Here is a 15,420-nt window from a genome sequence, read left to right on the forward strand (position 1 = left end):
GATGGTGCATATTCCATCCTTGTTCGATGTTGGTAGCGTCACCCATGCCGGACGGGTGCGGGAGCGGAACGAGGATTCATGTTTGGTACGAACCGACGTCGGCCTTTGGGCGGTCGCCGACGGTATGGGTGGTCACGAGGCCGGCGATCTCGCCAGTCGCATTGTCGTGCAGTCGCTTGACGCGATCGGCACGCCAGAATCAGCCGCAGACCTGCTGGCGGAATGCGAGGAACGGCTGTTCAGCGCAAACCAGCAGATACTGGCGCTAAGTCATGAACGACAGGGGGCCACCGTCGGGACCACAGCGGCGGTTCTGCTCGTTCGCGATAGCTACTATGCCTGCATATGGGCGGGTGACAGCCGGGTCTACCTGATCAGTCGTGGCGCAATTAGCCAAGTGTCGCATGATCACAGCGAACTGGAGGAACTGATCGCCGAAGGTGCGCTTTCGCGCGAAGACGTGAATGATTGGCCGAGCAATGCCATTACTCGTGCCGTCGGTGTCGCCGATGATCCGGAATTTGAGGTGGTGACAGGCCCGGCCGAGCCGGAGGATATCTTCGTGATCTGCAGCGATGGCCTGACCAGGCACGTGCAGGACGACGAGATCCTGCAGCACGCGGCTACGCGACGCGCCCAGGCGGCTTGCGATGACATGCTCGCGCTGGCTCTTGATCGTGGCGGGCTCGACAACGTGACGATTGTGATCGTGCGACTGCTGACGCCACGATCTCAGGAGGCGACAAGATCTCCGCTCAATCGGGAGCCGCAACCATGACCCCGAACGATCCGTTCCGATCGTCCTATCACGGCGTGCCGCCCGGCACGCGTCTCAACGGCATTTACGAGATCGAAGCGGTGATCGGCGCGGGCGGCATGGGTGAGGTGTACAAATGCCGTGAGATCCAGACTGGATCGCCTGTTGCGGTGAAAATGCTGCTGCCCGACATGGTTGACAACGAGGCGGCGCTCGCGCTGTTCCGTCGAGAGGCCGCGGCACTCCACAATCTTCCGCATGACGCGATCGTTCGCTACTTCCTGTTTACCGTGGAGCCGGTGCTGCAGCGACCTTATCTCGCGATGGAATTCGTGAATGGCCGCTCGCTCTCTAACATGCTCGATGATGGGCCGTTGGCCTTCGAGGCGCTGATCAGGCTGATGCAGCGCGTCGCATCGGGACTGGAGGCCGCCCATGAGCACGGCATCATCCATCGTGACGTTTCTCCGGACAACATCATCGTTCCGCTCGACGACGTCAGGCGGGCCAAGATCATCGACTTCGGCATCGCGCGGTCGACCCAGATGGGTGACAAGACCATCATCGGCTCGGGCTTCGCCGGCAAGGACAATTACGCATCGCCGGAACAGGTTGGGTTGTACGGCAATGACGTGACTGCGAAATCCGATGTCTACAGCTTCGGTCTTGTGCTGTTCCATGCGCTGACCGGGCAGAAACTCGACATGGGCGGCAGCCAGTTTCAACTGGTGGAGAAGCGACGGCGTATGCCCGATCTCGGTGCGGTGGATATGCGAATCCGGCCTTTGCTGGAGCGGATGCTGCAGCCTGATCCGGCATTGCGCCCGACCATGGGGGAGGTCGCCAACTGGACGCCAACCGGTTCGGCCCAGACACCGGCCGCGCCGTTATATGGCTTCGATCCGCTACGGCGGCCGGAAAGCGCGGCGCCGGCGTCGCAGGACAGGATACCGTCGACCGCGCGGAGCGCGCGCGGCCTCTGGCTGGGGGCGGGCGTGGCGGCATTGTTGCTGCTGGTCGGCGGTGGCGGATATGCCTTCTACAAGCTGGTCTGGTCAGCGCCCGGCACAGCGGTTTTGCCGCCACCTCCGAAACTCGCTGGAACAATGGTGCCGCCGAAGGTCGAGCCCGCTGGACCACAGCCCGGACGCCAAGAGACAGAGAAGTTGTCCGCGCAGCCGACGGCAACGCCGTCTCCGGCGCTCGATGGGCCGGGGCGAGCTGAGCGCATCCGCAAATACGTGGCCCAATATTCTGGCGGTGACTGCTTCTTTGTCTTGCCGATTGCTGTGAGCCCAAATGCGGCTGTCATCGAAGGGTTCGGTGCCTCGACCGCCCCATTCGACACCTTCGACAAAGCGTTTCGGCGTGAGCAGGGTTTCGAAGCTTCGGTCGGCGTCAGGCAAGTGACCCAGGCGCAATGCCCTGCCGTCAAGTTCTTGAGTCAGGTCGGGAGCGATCAGGCGCGAATGCCACGCATCACCCTGTCAGCGACAGAGCTGAAGGGCGGCGAAACCCTCAATGGGACCATTGAGAACTTTGCCAACCGCGTGGTCGAGCTGCTCATGGTGTCAGATCGCGGCGAAGTCCAGAGCCTCTCCTACCTTCTGAAGCCGGGCATCGACTCACTTTCGTTTACGCTCCCGACAGCGCGCGCGAGCGGTCCGCAATTGCTGTTGGTCGTGGCGGTTCCGCAGGTTCTGGACTCATTGCGCCAGCCGCGACCGATGGCTGCCGACACGTTCTTTCTGCAGGCGCTAAGCGAGGCTCAGCGCAACAAGGTGACCGTCATCGCGGCCGCGCGTTACGTGCTGCTCACCAATTGACCGGCACGCTCAGAATGTTCCGATCACCAGGATTTTCAGGTCGGCATCCGGCTTGAAGTCGCTTGCTGTATATTCAAGCATGTTTCCAGTAGCAGACGATGCCTTTAGCCGCCCGGGACAGAAGCTCACCAAGCGGTCGCTGCCGCCTGGGTCGATAGTCAGTTTGAACGAGCGGATCGGCCCGGCCCAATTCGCGCCGGTCTTGAGCACATACGATATGCGCCGCTCCTGCAGCTTCGCGCTGTTGGTTTGGTTACTGCCCGCGCGCTTGTCGAGTTCGGCGAGGAACGTATCCTGGACGCAGTACTCTTTCCGGTAACGGGCGACTTCCTGAGCGAGTGCGCCGCTGCGGCGGAGGCTCGAGCGCAGGATGGTGTCGGGACTGGAGCCGACGCTCGGCCGGTACTGGTGTTCGACCAAGACGGTGCGCATGGGCGGAAACACCTGCTGGCGCACGGCCGAGGTCTTGATAACCCAACCCGGCGCATATTGCTGCCGGCCGTTGTCGCTCTTTCCCGCAGGTATCAGAAGTCCGTCGTCCACGAGCCGGGCCCGGGTCGCCTCGGGCAGGTCGTTCACCCGGATCTCGCGGCTACCAATCGGCAGCAGTGGCAACTTGAGTTCGCGGAGCAGGGCACCGACATCCCTGTTGCCGACCATGGCGCGCTGATCGACGGTCAGCGGCGCCGGGCTGCCATCGACCTTGGTCTCGAAGTCGACGAAGTTGATCGGATCATTTGACGGCAGTGCGATGTTCTCAGCCTCCGACAGGTCGATGTCGGGCAGCGGAAAGGCAACGGTAAGCGTGACCGGCCTGGCGGTGACGTTGGCGAATTGGTAGCGAACGCTAATCCTGTCGAGCGCGATACGAAGGTTCTCGCTCTCCATGGCCACGTCATTGGTGCGCACGAACTGGAGCCCGCCGATCGACAATTCCGCAGCCGAGTCGTTGGCGCGTGCCGGCCAGCCCGTCGCAACCAGCAGCGCGACCATCAAGGCCCGTATCCGGAACGATGGTCGGGGGGAGGGTCCGTTCGACAAGCTAGTCTCGATGCGGCGTCGCAGCATATGCTGGTTCCATCCGATGCGGGTCAATCGATCGGCTGATAAAGATCGCCCCACTCGGACTTCCAGACCCCGTCTGGATCGCACACTACGAGCGCGAGCTTTACGTCGTTTGCCAGCCGGATCGCGCCGCGAAAAGCATCCTGAGCCGGCAACTGCGCGCTGACCTGGTCGGTGGTCAGCCGTCCCCCGCTCGCGGCGGCCGGCAGCACGATCGATCCGGAGATGCCGTCATTGTCGCGTTTCAGGACAAGCGTGATCGCGTCGGGCTGGACTTCGCTCACCTGCTCAAATCTATTCCGGGCCATGTTTTGCACCGCAAGCTGAAGACATTCGGACTATCACCGTCCAGTGATAGATTGAACGTGATTGAGATTGCTCACCACTAATTGACGCGCCGCATCAACGGCATCTCGGATTAGTCGATCCGACGCGGCGATCGGTTCGGGGTACATTGAGGCGAACATGCTTCGTCCAAATCATTGGATCTGGGTCTTCATTGTTGGCGCTGGCATTCTTGGAACCAAGGCGTACGCCGACGATACCGTTGTACGCAGCTTTGCCGGCGGTTCGGCTGCTTCCATGGTCGGCATCGTCCCGGCCAGCGAGGACGTGGAACTCGCGGGACCGCAAGCACTCAGCGCCGATGGGCAGGGCAACCTGTTTGTGCTCGATCAGATCAACGGTCGCATCCTCCAATTTGATCCGAAACAGCCGAGCTCGAATCCTGACGTCCTCAATATGCCGAAAGACGTCCAGCCGACGGATCTCGTCGTCCACAACGACGACATCATGGTTTGGGACGGCGGCGTACGGACGCTGAAGGCGGCGCCGGGGCAATCCACGCGCGGCCTCGGTGGTGATGTGATCCAGCTTGAAGAGGTCTCGAGCCGCGGCACGGACGACCAGGTCGCCGTCTCCGCTTTTGCCCAGATGGGATCACAGGCGCCAGGCAGCGCGACCGACCTGCTCGACCAGAACACCCGCGCGGCCATCATCAAGACGACGCGGCAGCCCGACCGGCAATATGTTGCTACTCGAAGCAAGGGCTCGGTGATCGCCGACATCATTCCGGACAAGGGCAATGCCAGCGTACGGGTCGAAATCCAGACCATGGTCACCAACGAGACGATCGGCCAGCTCGGCCTGCGGGTGCGCAACCAGCTCGGCACGGTAGAGTTTCTCGAGATTGACAACAGTGACCGCTTCTATGTGTTGGCGGAGGACGTCCCGCCATCGGGAAAGAATGCCTCTACGTTCGTCGCACGCTATGCCGCGAACGGCCGTCTCGAAGGAATCTATGAGCTTCCTTTGGAAAACACGCCGCTGACCCGGCGATTCGTAACGGTTTCGGGCGATGGCGATGTCTATTTCCTGCGGACCAAACCGGACGGTATTGAAGTGGTCGGCGTGCTTCAGGCCTCTGACCAACGCTTCGATTATCGACGTGCGGCCGTCGCGAACGGCAGCCGCGCCGGCACCGCAATCCGGCGTCAAATTTGACGCGTCGGCCGCCGTGAGACCGTCCAATCGCCAGCAGGCGATCGAGACAGCGTTTGCGTTCGAGGGCATCCAGTGGAAGCTGACGCAGGCGAATTACGGCAACGATCCCGACAGCCAATGCAGCGGCTTCAGCCGTGTTCGTCGGCCGTGGTATCTGCAGGGAAAGGTGAATCAGGAGGTCCGCGGCGTACCCTATTGCTGGGGCTGCCACGGTTCGCTCGCGAACTTCCGGCAGCGGATCGAGAGCGGAACGCTGGCTGGCAATGTGTGCACTCGCAATGCGCCACGGCCGGATGTGGCTGGCGTCGACTGTTCGGCCTTCGTCAGCGCCGCGTGGGGGCTGTCCGTCCACTACACGACTGCCGCTATCCCCGCGATCGCAGCCGCCGTGGCAAATCCCTGGGACCTGAGGCCGGGCGATGCGCTGAACAAGCCGGGCTCGCACGTGATGTTGTTCCTGCGGTTCACGCCTGATCGCAAGGCCGAGGTGATGGAATCCTCGACCGGCGGCTGCAACGGCCGCGTCTGCCGCAACGTCTACCCGTTGGCGAGCCTGCTTTCGCGCGGCTACGTTCCGGTCCGCTTTCGAGCCTTCGCGGACGATCAGACGGCAGTTTCAGCGAGCGCCTATCAGGAGACCGAACAATCGCCGGCGGGCCGCAAAACGGCAAGCAAAAGGCGCTGAACCCGGTGTGTCGCCAGAGCTACAAAATGGGTAGGCATGATGTCGAGGTGGATCACGATGCGGATGCCCAGAGGATTTTATTGCGGGATCAGGCAGCTATGCGCCACCATCGGGCTCGCTGCGTTGATCGGGCTGATAACCCCTCACGCATATGCGGCAGGAGGACTGTCGATCAGCAATCCGGACGGGGCGGCGGTGCGCGCGCTCGTGATCGGGATCGATGACTATCAGCACGTGCGGAAATTGAAGGGCGCGGTCGCTGACGCCACTGACATCGTGACCAGCTTGAAAAACATGGGGGTTGGCGACGTCGTCGTACTGACGAACGCCCAGGCCGACAGGGCAAGCGTCCTGCGCGAGATCAGTGCACTGGTGGAGCGGACCAAGAACAACGACCTCATCTTTCTGTCGATCGCCGGTCATGGCACCCAGGAGCCGGAGCGCGTCAAGGGCTCGGAGCCGGACGGAATGGAAAACGTGTTCTTGCTGCCAGGCTTTGAAACCACGCCAACCGGGTCGGTTGAACGTGTTCTGGGCAGTGAGTTCAACCATTTCATCCGGCAGTTCGAGCTGCGCGGGGCGAGGGTGATCTTCGTGGCTGATACCTGCCACGGTGGCGGTATGGTGCGCGATATCGATCCGCGTGCCGCTGAGATGAGCTTCCGGCAGGTCCCGCGTTACACGTTGCTGGTCGACGAACTGAAGCCGGTGTCGGACAGCAACGATCCGAAGTCAGAACTCGATCTTGACCACACGGCGTTCCTGGCTGCGGTGGACCGCTACACCAAGGCGCCGGAAGTCCGCATCCCTGGCATCGATGGCTTGCGCGGGGCTCTCAGCTATGCGGTCGCGCGGGCGGTGGAGGGGAGCGCAGACATCAATCACGATGGGAAGGTGACGCTCAAGGAGCTCTTCAGCAATGCTCGACAGGTGGTCTATCAGCTCTCGGACCAGCGCCAGAACATCGTGACCATATCATCGCCGCCTCAGACGCCGGATACCGACGTCGCCTTCGAATTGACGCGCGGTGTCGTGCTGATTCAGGGGCCGGCCGCGAGAGCTGCCTCTGGTCCGGCCGGATCCGGGGGGGCCGTCGAGGGACAGGCGCCCGCGCCACCGGCTGTCACGGCCAAGGCACCAACCACTCCGACCCTTGCCGCGGCGGCGACCAAGGAACTTCCGACCGGCGACGCGCCGGGGCCTCTCCGCCTCGCTGCACCAATCCGGCTGGCGGCGCTCGACGGCAAGACAAGCTATTTTGCAAGCGTGAAGCCAAAGGATGTTCCCGTGCAGGCGGTTCAACCGACGGACAATCCCGACCTGATCTGGGATCCCGTGTCGCACGACGTGATCGCGTGGGGCGACGTGGTCGCCTACGGGATCGACGTTGCGAACTTGCCGACGGTAGTCGATCGGACAGCGGCAATTCGTGAACTGAAACGCATTGCGACCCGGTCGCCGCAGATCATGCGCATCTGGCCAGACGATCGCCAACAGCGTGCTGGCCAGACTGTCGAAGTTGACCTGTCTGATGTGGCGTCAAGGGCGGTGCTGCTGTTCAATGTGTCTGGCGATGGCACCATCCAATTGTTGTATCCGGTGGGTTCTGATGCGGCGCTGGCCCGATCGGCGAGTTTGCGCTTACCGCTCAGGGTCGGCGAGCCGTTCGGTGCGGAACAGATCGTTGCGGTGACCTCGCAGCAACGCATGGTAGATCTTGAGACAGCCCTAATGCAGTTCAACCGGCGTCGCGCCTCGGGGCAAGTGATCAAGAGTCTCGAGCGTTACTTGCCCGCAGACGCGCGAATCGCCTCGATCGGCTTCTTCAGTGCCCCCTGACTCTTAGGGGAGCAGGCCATGCCGTCATCTCGGCCGATCCGCCAGGCGCGACCATGGCTCGCATTCCTGCTGCTACTGGCGGGTAGCGGAGCTGCGCCCGCAGCACCATTGCCGACGGCGTCGTTGCATGTCGGCACGACGTACGCACGTTGGCTTTGGCCGGTACAAGCGGTGCGCGGGCAGACCAATACCGCGAGTGTGTCCCTTCAGATCCTGCCGAGCCAGACCGTCAACGTCGGCGGCAAGGTCTCGTTCGGCGTTACAGCCAGGAAGACTGGATATCTCATTTTGGTCGACGTCGACGCGGAAGGGCGGATGTCCCAGATCTTTCCGACCCCCGAGCTATTGGCGCAGTCGAACGAACGCGACATCAATCTCGTCAAGCCGGGTGTCGAATTTGTTGTTCCTGCCCCGGCGGCGCGACAGCGTGGTTTTGAATACGTCGTCGCACCGCCAACAGGGTCCGCAGTGATGATCGCCATCCTGAGCGAGCGACGCGTGCAGTTGCTCGATTTGCCGGACATGCCCCGCAAGCTGGAAGGTCAGGCCGACGCATTGAGCTATCTATCGGCCTGGACCAGCGAGCTGCGCGTGCCGGACAACAGCAGCGGAAAGCTGGTGACGAACAATTGGTCGTTCGACGTCAAATCCTATTCCATCAAGTGAGCCCTGTGAAGCTTGGGTTATAGCTTGCTCAGTCGGCTGAAGAAGCCACCCCGGGCGATCATGTAATGAATGTCCTTTGGAAAGGGAAAAGCGCTGCGAACGTTGGAAATTGCGTGCTGGAGGAATTCCCCGCGCTGCGGCGCTGGCTTATGCCGCGGCTGGTCCGCGACCTGCGGTATCATGAAGCGATCCACGAAAGCCGGGTCAAGATCGTTGACCCTGACCATCTGGCCAAATGCCGGGAATAGATCGTAATGACCCAAGCTTACGCTGAGGTTCTTGAGGGCAGGGCGCTGAGGCTGAGTTTGATTGCCATCGGTCGTCGCCAGCCCACGCCCGATCAGGTCCAGCTTCACCGATTGCGGCAGAGTTGATGGACCATACACGATCTCGAGCGCCCGGCCGCTCTGTCCGGACAACCATTGGTACCAGAAGGTCGCATCATCGGGCCGCGCATTGGCACCGTAGAGGCAGTCAAATCCCCAACAGGCCGTCAGCTTGCCCTGATACTTTCCAAGGCTCCCGACGAGGTTGCGCATGCCGTTACCACCGCCGGAGTGGCATGCGATGATGAGCTTGCCGATCTGGAGCTGAGGAATGGACGTCGAGGAGAGACCCAGGAACCTGGCAAGAGCTCCAAGGATCTCCTCGAGATAGCGTTCGCCCCAGTTCGCGGTTGCCAGGTCAGACACGCTGTAGTTTCCGGCAAAGGTGTCGCCAACGGCATATTCGTAGCCCAGGAACGGCGCGATAAGCACTACGTCCTTGCCGGAATCCCGGACCTGTTCGCGCAGCCGCGCTGGATCGCTGTGGAAGAGGAATTCATGGTTTTTGACATAGAAGCCGTGAAGCCAGATCACGACATCGAACTTGGTGGCAGCTGTTGGGTGCTTTGGCGGAAGATAAACCGCCGTCGGCTTCATGCCGGGGGCCTGCCGCTTCGTGAAGAGCGTCACCCCGGGAAAGGCGTTGGCGTCCTTTTGCTCAAGCTCACACGCAACCACGCAGGTCGCTCCGCTTCGGCCAATCCAGGCACGGACCTGGATGACCCAGTGTTAAGCTCTGCCGCCCGTCACACCTTCTCGACACCAAGATCCGCGCGGCCTCCTGGCCTTCCATGACGCCGTGGCAGCCTTGCGCGTTGCTAGTTGCAGGACTCGACATTACCCACGTTGCCCCCGGGGCCGCCGCCGCCACGGTATTCGAGGTGGCAGCCACTACGGACCTGACGGCACAGAGATTGATCGCAAACGACCTGACCACCGCCGCCGCCGGACCTCGCAGTTGCTTGTCGCCGCGGAACGTCGGCTGCCGGCGCCGGCCTCTCGCGGGCCGAACGATCCGCACGTGACGGACGCTCGTCCGTGTTGCGCTTTGCGACCGGTTTCTTCCCGCGTCGCTTCTCGCATTCATTGTCGTCGTTGAGGAACGAACCCTCGGCACAGGTGATCCTGCTGCACTGGTCACCGTCGGCCTTGTAGCCATGATCACAGATCAGGGGACAGACCCGGGACGGCTTGAGCTTGATTGCGTCAAGCGCGTCGAGACTTGCGAGCTTGGCGTCGAATTTGGTTCCCGCGTGCCGGTTGAAGAGAGCCAACGAGCGCTGTGAGGCCGCATTCCATTGGCCATTGACGGCGCCGGTGAAGCAGCCGACGCGGCTCAATTCGCCTTGTACAGACTTGGCGATATCTACGGACTTGGAGAGATCGGCCTTTGCGATATCGGTCTGGCGCGGCTCGTCGCTCAGCGCGGCAAGCTTGGGCGTCTTGCTGTCCTCAGCGGGCGTAGCGGCCGCTGGGTTATCCGCGACGGTACTCTCAACAGCCGGCTTATTCCCGGAGAGTGCAGCGACGATTGTAGATTCGGACGCAATACGTTTCCGTTCCGCCTCGGCGGCTTGCTCCTGCGCCGCTTGCTTCGTCTTCTCGGCCGCAATCCGGGCCTCTTCCGCAGCCTTCAGCTCCGCGGCCGCCTTCTCCTGGTCGGCGCGCTGGGCGCCCTGGGACATCAGGCGAGCTCGCTGCTGCTCGGCCTCCTGCGCTTTCGCCGTGGCCGCGACACGTGCGTCCTCGGCGTCGAGCTGATTGAGCTGCAGCTTGGCCAGATTTGAGTAGTATCCGTCCGGATGTTGGGTCAGGAACGCGTTCAGAGCAGGCTTGTTGCGGAGCTGCAGGGCCAATTCGTAATCACGTCGAATTTCCGACTGGGGGTTGGCCGCCTGTACCGGCTCCTCGGCCTTGGTAGCCGGAACAAGCGCAACGTCTTCGCCGCCGAGCGAGCCGTAGACATAGGGCTCCTGTCGGTTGCCCGTGGCTTGCAAGACATCGTCGCGGACGAAGCCGAAAGCCCTTCGCAAGTCGAGCCCCGGCTTTGCGATGTACTTCACGAGAGCCGTCGCGTACGGACTATTCTGGCTGTTGCCATCGAGTGCGGTCAGTCCCGCTTTCGCGGCAAACGCGATCAGCGTGTTGGAGACGGTGGGCTCGACCCTGGCCAGTCCGCGGCTGATCGATCGCGAGGCAACTGTACGTTTCATCGAGTCGGCAAACGGATTGTTGCGGCACGCGTCGACGATCACCACGCGTAGTTGCCTCGCAGGCTCAATCGCCAGCAGGACGCGGTCGAGCGAGAATGCTTCGTCATAGATGTCCGTGTCACGTTCGAGTCTGGCGTCGGTCGGGATCAGATAGTTTGTCCCGTCGATCTCGATACCGTGGCCAGCGTAGTAGACCAGGGCTATGTCGGCATTGCGGGCCTGATCGGCGAATTCTCTCAAGGCCCGCCGCATATCGGTCGCGGCGAGGTTAAGTCTTGAGTCAACCACATCGAAACCTGCCCCCTTCAAGGTTGCGGTGATGGCCGCAGCGTCGTTGGCCGGGTTTGGGAGCAGAGGGGCGTTTTGATAGTTGGCATTGCCGACCACCAAAGCCACGCGCTTTGTCGCCCAGGCTGGCTGACAGGCCAGGAACAGCGAAGCGGCGAGAAGAAGCAAAACTCGAAGGTGCCTGTACACTCTCATGGCGAACACCCAACCTATGCCCGTAGAATGGTGACGTCGCGAAGATGGCCGCCTAAGAAATAACTCTTGAGTTCGTACGCTACTGGCGGCTGCCTATCTGCATACAGTACCAATCTCGAGCCCGATCCATTCCTATGTGTTGTTGCGAAATGCGGACGCGTTCAAAAGGCAAGGAAGATATTGCGCCGGGCGTTGTGCGCCGCTTCATGTGGATGATAGGTGCCCGCCAGTGCTTTGCTGAGGGCGCGATCGCAATATAAGATGTTGATATAAAACAGTGATTTTTTTGGGGCTGCTCGTGGTAGCGCGGCACAAGGCCTCTGGCGTGCTTCAAACTTGAGTTCCGCCGAGCCGCACATCGAGGAGACGTGAAGCGCGGTGTCAGGCGTGCGGATCAATCGCCTTGGTCGAGAGCTCCGGGCCGGCCTGATAAGCTCGCCGCCCGAGTCTCGCGGGGATCAGACCTGCAGGGATCAGAAAGGGCGTTGCCGCGGCATAGACGTCATATTCAGGGAAGGCCAGTCTTAGTATCCGCTCTTCGTTGATCATTCGTCGGCACTGAATCATCGCAACCACGATGGCGATGAGCACGGCAAGTGGTGAAAGGACCTGAAGTGTGACACCGACCAACGCAATCCCCTCACATAGGTAGAGGGGATGCCGGACGACTCGATAAGGCCCTTCCGTCACAAGGCGCCTCGCCTCCGGTAGAATGCTGAAGGATTTGCCCAACCAGCGGAGTACCACGATAGAAAGCGAGATCCCCACCAGGATCAACGTCGTGGACAGAGCCGACCAGATCGGGCCGAGCTCTGCCTTCGGAAGAAAAGCGAGTGTGACGGTCGGAAATGCGCCCAGCAAGGCCGAGACCCGCATCTCAACGCCCTTCGACTTCATTGTCGGGACCAGGCGGGTGATGGTTGTCAGTGCAACGAGTCCAAGGAACAGGACGTTGGCAATACTGGCTGCGATCATCAGCAAGTTGTCCACGCTGCCCAACGGAAGGCGATGGATGCTGGCGGCGCCAATGAGAGCAGACCCGCCATAGACGATCACGATGGCCACCCTGGAGGTCCAGTCCAGCCAGGGATTGACGCCGCCCGCGATCCGGTTCCTCGCTGTCCCCTCCTGGCCGACCTTCGCGTCAGTCACAGCAGTGATCTCGCTCGCTCAAAATCTGCCTCACTAGACGCCAGGCCTCCGGAGAGGTCAATTGGCTGGCCACATCTCCGAGCGCGGCCACTCCAGTCGGTCCCATGCGGTTCCACATTCCGCGGACCCTCCGGATCGTCGAGTTGTCATCGAACCGAACCTGTCGTGGCGACACGAATGATAAAGCGCATAATTAAACAGTAGTACTGCCATGGGTTTGCACGGATTCGTGAATTTGCGCCGAATCTTGTTCCTTCTTCCTGTGCTGCTGCTCTTCTTCTGTCAGCCGGCATGGGCGGGGAATCGCGTCGCACTTGTCATTGGCAATTCTGCCTACAAAAACGCGGCGCCACTTTCGAATCCCGTCAATGACGCTGCGATTGTCGAGGCGACACTAAAGAACGCAGGTTTTGACGTTGTGCAAACCCGCCGGGATCTTCAGGCGATCGAGATGCGGCGCACGCTGCGCGATTTTGCCGATCAGGCTCGCGACGCAGATGTGGCCGTCATCTACTACGCCGGTCATGGTATGGAGATCGAAGGTACGAACTACCTGATCCCGGTCGACGCCACCCTCGAGCGCGATACGGATGTGTACGATGAGGCGTTTTCGCTCGATCGCGTCATGCTGGCCATTGAACCGGCAAGGCAGCTGCGACTTGTGATCCTCGACGCTTGCCGCAACAATCCTTTCTCCGAAAAGATGAAACGGACGGTCGGCTCGCGGTCCATCAGCCGGGGCCTTGCCCGAATTGAGCCGGCGACGGCGAATACTCTGGTTGCCTTCGCCGCCAAGGCTGGCTCGACAGCGTCGGACGGCAACAGCAAGAACAGTCCCTACGCTGCCGCATTGGTCAAATATATCGGGACTCCGGGTCTGGATTTGCGCAGAGTGTTCGGCTTCGTTCGCGACGACGTCATGAAAGCGACGGGCAATCGGCAGGAGCCCTATGTTTACGGCACGCTTGGCGGCGACGACGTGCCGCTGGTGCCCGCCAAGGAAACAGCCAAGGAAACAGCCAAGGAGCCAACCAGGGAACCAGCCAAGGAGGCCGCGAAGGAAGCCGTCCCATCGCCAACGCTGCGATCCGAAATACGGCGCGACTACGAGCTCGCGCTGCAGGTTGGCAACAAGGATGCACTGAACTTCTTCATCGTCCAGTATCCGGATGGTTACTACGCAAGTCTCGCAAAGCTTCAGCTCGCCAAAATCGATGCGGAGGAGAAGCGCGTTGCTGCGGCCGAAAAGGCGCGTCAGGCCGAGCAGGAGCAGGCGCGGCTCGTGAACGAGGGCGCACAACAGATGCAACTTGCCAAGGCTGCGTCGGATCTGAAGGCAGCGCAGGAAGCTCGGGCCGCCGCCGAGGCCGCCAAGGAAACCGCGCAGCATCAGGCTGCTCAAGCCGAACAAAGGCGTGTCGCGGCTGAAACGGCACCTGCCGCGAAGAACGCTGCACCATCAGCAACAGGGCAGCCGCAAGAGGCGAAGGCAAACGCGAACACAAAAGTGGCAGCGCTCCCCAATCCACAGGCGCCCGTGCCGCCACCTTCGCCAGCCGAGCTGGCAAAATCGGTGCAAACCGAATTGCGCCGGGTCGGCTGCCTCACGGGATCGGCCAGTGGGGAGTGGGATGCGGCGTCGCGGCGTTCGCTTGAGCTGTTCAATCAAAGCGCCGGCACCAAGTTCGATACCAAGACCGCGAGCGCCGATGCGCTCGATGCGATCAAGCTCAAGCCGGCGCGGGTTTGTCCTTTGATTTGCGGATCCGGCCTCAAGCGCGACGGCGATCGTTGTGTCAAGATTGCCTGCGCTGCGGGTTACTTTCTGAATAGCGACGATGAATGCGAGAAGCGCAAGGTCCGTCAGGCCCCGTCCGCAAGACTTGAACGAAGGGAGAGGGAGGCTGCTCCTGCAAGACCCGCAAGACCCGAGGCCAGCGCAAGCAACAAGCCGGAAGGCGGCGGAATGCCATTCATGTTCTTCCTGCCCTGAAGATTTCAGCCGATATCGTGTAGCGCCGTGTTCAAGCATGCCGTTCGAGTCTGCATCGGCCATTCTGAACGTAAGCCCGGCCCCAGTCTTTCCTTGCGGAGACCTCCGGGTCTTCGCGACACATTTTCCAGCTGGATTGGCCGACCCACGCACCAGGGGCACATGCTCGTCTGACCCGATTCACGTTCAGTCGACGAGGCGGGCGAAACGTGGCTCGTTAGTCGCCGTTGTGGCTAACAAGGGTCAAACAAACCGCTCACGATCGGAATTTCGGACTTCGGAGAAGCTGATGCCCATTCCGTTGAGGATCTACATCACGCCATTTGCCGACAGGGGGGTCGTTGAGCCCGGGCAATGGAGCAGCGACACGGCCAAGAAGGCGCTCGACGTGGTCAATACGATCTGGTCAAAGGCCAAGATCGCGTTCGTGATCAGCGATTGCTTGATGGAGAAGCCGCTCGACATGGCAAAGAGCGCGCGCAGCAATGATCAGCGATTGCTGGGTGTTCTTGCCTCTCGGCACGATCCGGACAATGCCATCCACATCTACCTCGTCAATTCGATTGAAAATCTATCCGCCGGCGGAAGTTCATACCCCAATAGCGAACCCGAGCCGGCAAGCTTCGTCCAGTGGTATGGCAATGACCACGCCAATGGACGCGCCTGGGCTCACGAGCTTGGCCATCTGATGAGCCTCGATCATGTCGAGATCGACTATTCCAATGAGAAGCAGGCGGCGCAACGCGTCAAGAACCTCATGACGAAAGGATTGAGCGCCGGCTCCGACTTGACTGGCCAGCAGATCGATGCAGCCAAAGGCTCAAAGCTGGTCAAGCGATTTGGCGGATAAGTCGTCGGCCGACCGCCGAAGTCGCCGTCGTCCTGCAGATCGCGTGTCCGAAGCGGGGGAAC

General features: G+C 61.3%; 12 protein-coding genes and 1 pseudogene. 7 read left to right on the forward strand and 6 right to left on the reverse strand.

Annotation, left to right across the window (positions count from 1 at the left end; translation table 11 throughout):
• Position 1 precedes the first annotated feature (1 nt).
• Entirely contained in the window at positions 2 to 778 is a 777-nt protein-coding gene (locus HAP41_RS14280; protein ID WP_014493500.1) for a PP2C family protein-serine/threonine phosphatase, read from the forward strand.
• Complete coding sequence (locus tag HAP41_RS14285; RefSeq protein WP_166100790.1) at positions 775 to 2,583, forward strand: serine/threonine-protein kinase; 1,809 nt, start codon at positions 775 to 777, stop codon at positions 2,581 to 2,583. Before HAP41_RS14280 ends, HAP41_RS14285 begins: the two co-directional genes overlap by 4 nt.
• Before the next feature lie 9 nt (positions 2,584 to 2,592).
• Here HAP41_RS14285 and HAP41_RS14290 read toward each other — a convergent pair whose 3' ends face one another.
• Both HAP41_RS14290 and HAP41_RS14295 read right to left on the reverse strand, forming a co-directional pair.
• Positions 2,593 to 3,576 (reverse strand): DUF4424 domain-containing protein, encoded by a 984-nt coding sequence (locus tag HAP41_RS14290; RefSeq protein WP_063981824.1) that lies wholly within the window; start codon positions 3,574 to 3,576, stop codon positions 2,593 to 2,595.
• 98 nt (positions 3,577 to 3,674) lie between these two features.
• Entirely contained in the window at positions 3,675 to 3,932 is a 258-nt protein-coding gene (locus HAP41_RS14295) for a hypothetical protein (protein ID WP_224580849.1), read from the reverse strand.
• A gap of 181 nt (positions 3,933 to 4,113) precedes the next feature.
• Between HAP41_RS14295 and HAP41_RS51020 the strand changes: the two are divergent.
• The 3 genes and pseudogenes from HAP41_RS51020 to HAP41_RS14315 all read left to right on the forward strand — a co-directional run bounded on the left by HAP41_RS51020 (position 4,114) and on the right by HAP41_RS14315 (position 8,341).
• Positions 4,114 to 5,836 (forward strand): annotated as a pseudogene (locus HAP41_RS51020) (hypothetical protein).
• A 57-nt stretch (positions 5,837 to 5,893) separates the two neighbouring features.
• Positions 5,894 to 7,675, forward strand: a complete 1,782-nt coding sequence (locus tag HAP41_RS14310) for a caspase family protein (protein ID WP_224580846.1) — start codon at positions 5,894 to 5,896, stop codon at positions 7,673 to 7,675.
• A gap of 108 nt (positions 7,676 to 7,783) precedes the next feature.
• Positions 7,784 to 8,341: a DUF4384 domain-containing protein gene (locus HAP41_RS14315; protein ID WP_224580845.1), complete on the forward strand. Its 558-nt coding sequence runs from the start codon at positions 7,784 to 7,786 to the stop codon at positions 8,339 to 8,341.
• Between the two features lie 17 nt (positions 8,342 to 8,358).
• Here the strand turns inward: HAP41_RS14315 and HAP41_RS14320 are convergent, their stop codons facing one another.
• The 4 genes from HAP41_RS14320 to HAP41_RS14335 form a co-directional block, all read right to left on the reverse strand.
• Complete coding sequence (locus HAP41_RS14320) at positions 8,359 to 9,345, reverse strand: alpha/beta hydrolase family protein (protein WP_063981828.1); 987 nt, start codon at positions 9,343 to 9,345, stop codon at positions 8,359 to 8,361.
• Positions 9,346 to 9,485: 140 nt separating this feature from the next.
• Entirely contained in the window at positions 9,486 to 11,363 is a 1,878-nt protein-coding gene (locus tag HAP41_RS14325; protein WP_175618130.1) for a caspase family protein, read from the reverse strand.
• Positions 11,364 to 11,524: 161 nt separating this feature from the next.
• Positions 11,525 to 11,761, reverse strand: a complete 237-nt coding sequence (locus HAP41_RS14330) for a hypothetical protein (RefSeq protein WP_176400441.1) — start codon at positions 11,759 to 11,761, stop codon at positions 11,525 to 11,527.
• Complete coding sequence (locus HAP41_RS14335; protein WP_166100776.1) at positions 11,745 to 12,515, reverse strand: methyltransferase family protein; 771 nt, start codon at positions 12,513 to 12,515, stop codon at positions 11,745 to 11,747. The genes HAP41_RS14330 and HAP41_RS14335 overlap by 17 nt, the downstream gene beginning before the upstream one ends.
• A gap of 211 nt (positions 12,516 to 12,726) precedes the next feature.
• Between HAP41_RS14335 and HAP41_RS14340 the strand changes: the two genes are divergently transcribed.
• A complete protein-coding gene (locus tag HAP41_RS14340) occupies positions 12,727 to 14,508 on the forward strand; it encodes a caspase family protein (protein WP_166100773.1) in 1,782 nt (593 codons plus the stop codon).
• Between the two features lie 289 nt (positions 14,509 to 14,797).
• Positions 14,798 to 15,358 carry a hypothetical protein gene (locus HAP41_RS14345; protein ID WP_028150783.1) on the forward strand — a complete coding sequence of 187 codons (561 nt, stop codon included), beginning with the start codon at positions 14,798 to 14,800 and terminating at the stop codon, positions 15,356 to 15,358.
• Positions 15,359 to 15,420: the final 62 nt, after the last annotated feature.

This window comes from Bradyrhizobium barranii subsp. apii, from assembly GCF_011516635.5.
Classification (GTDB): Bacteria; Pseudomonadota; Alphaproteobacteria; order Rhizobiales; family Xanthobacteraceae; genus Bradyrhizobium; species Bradyrhizobium barranii.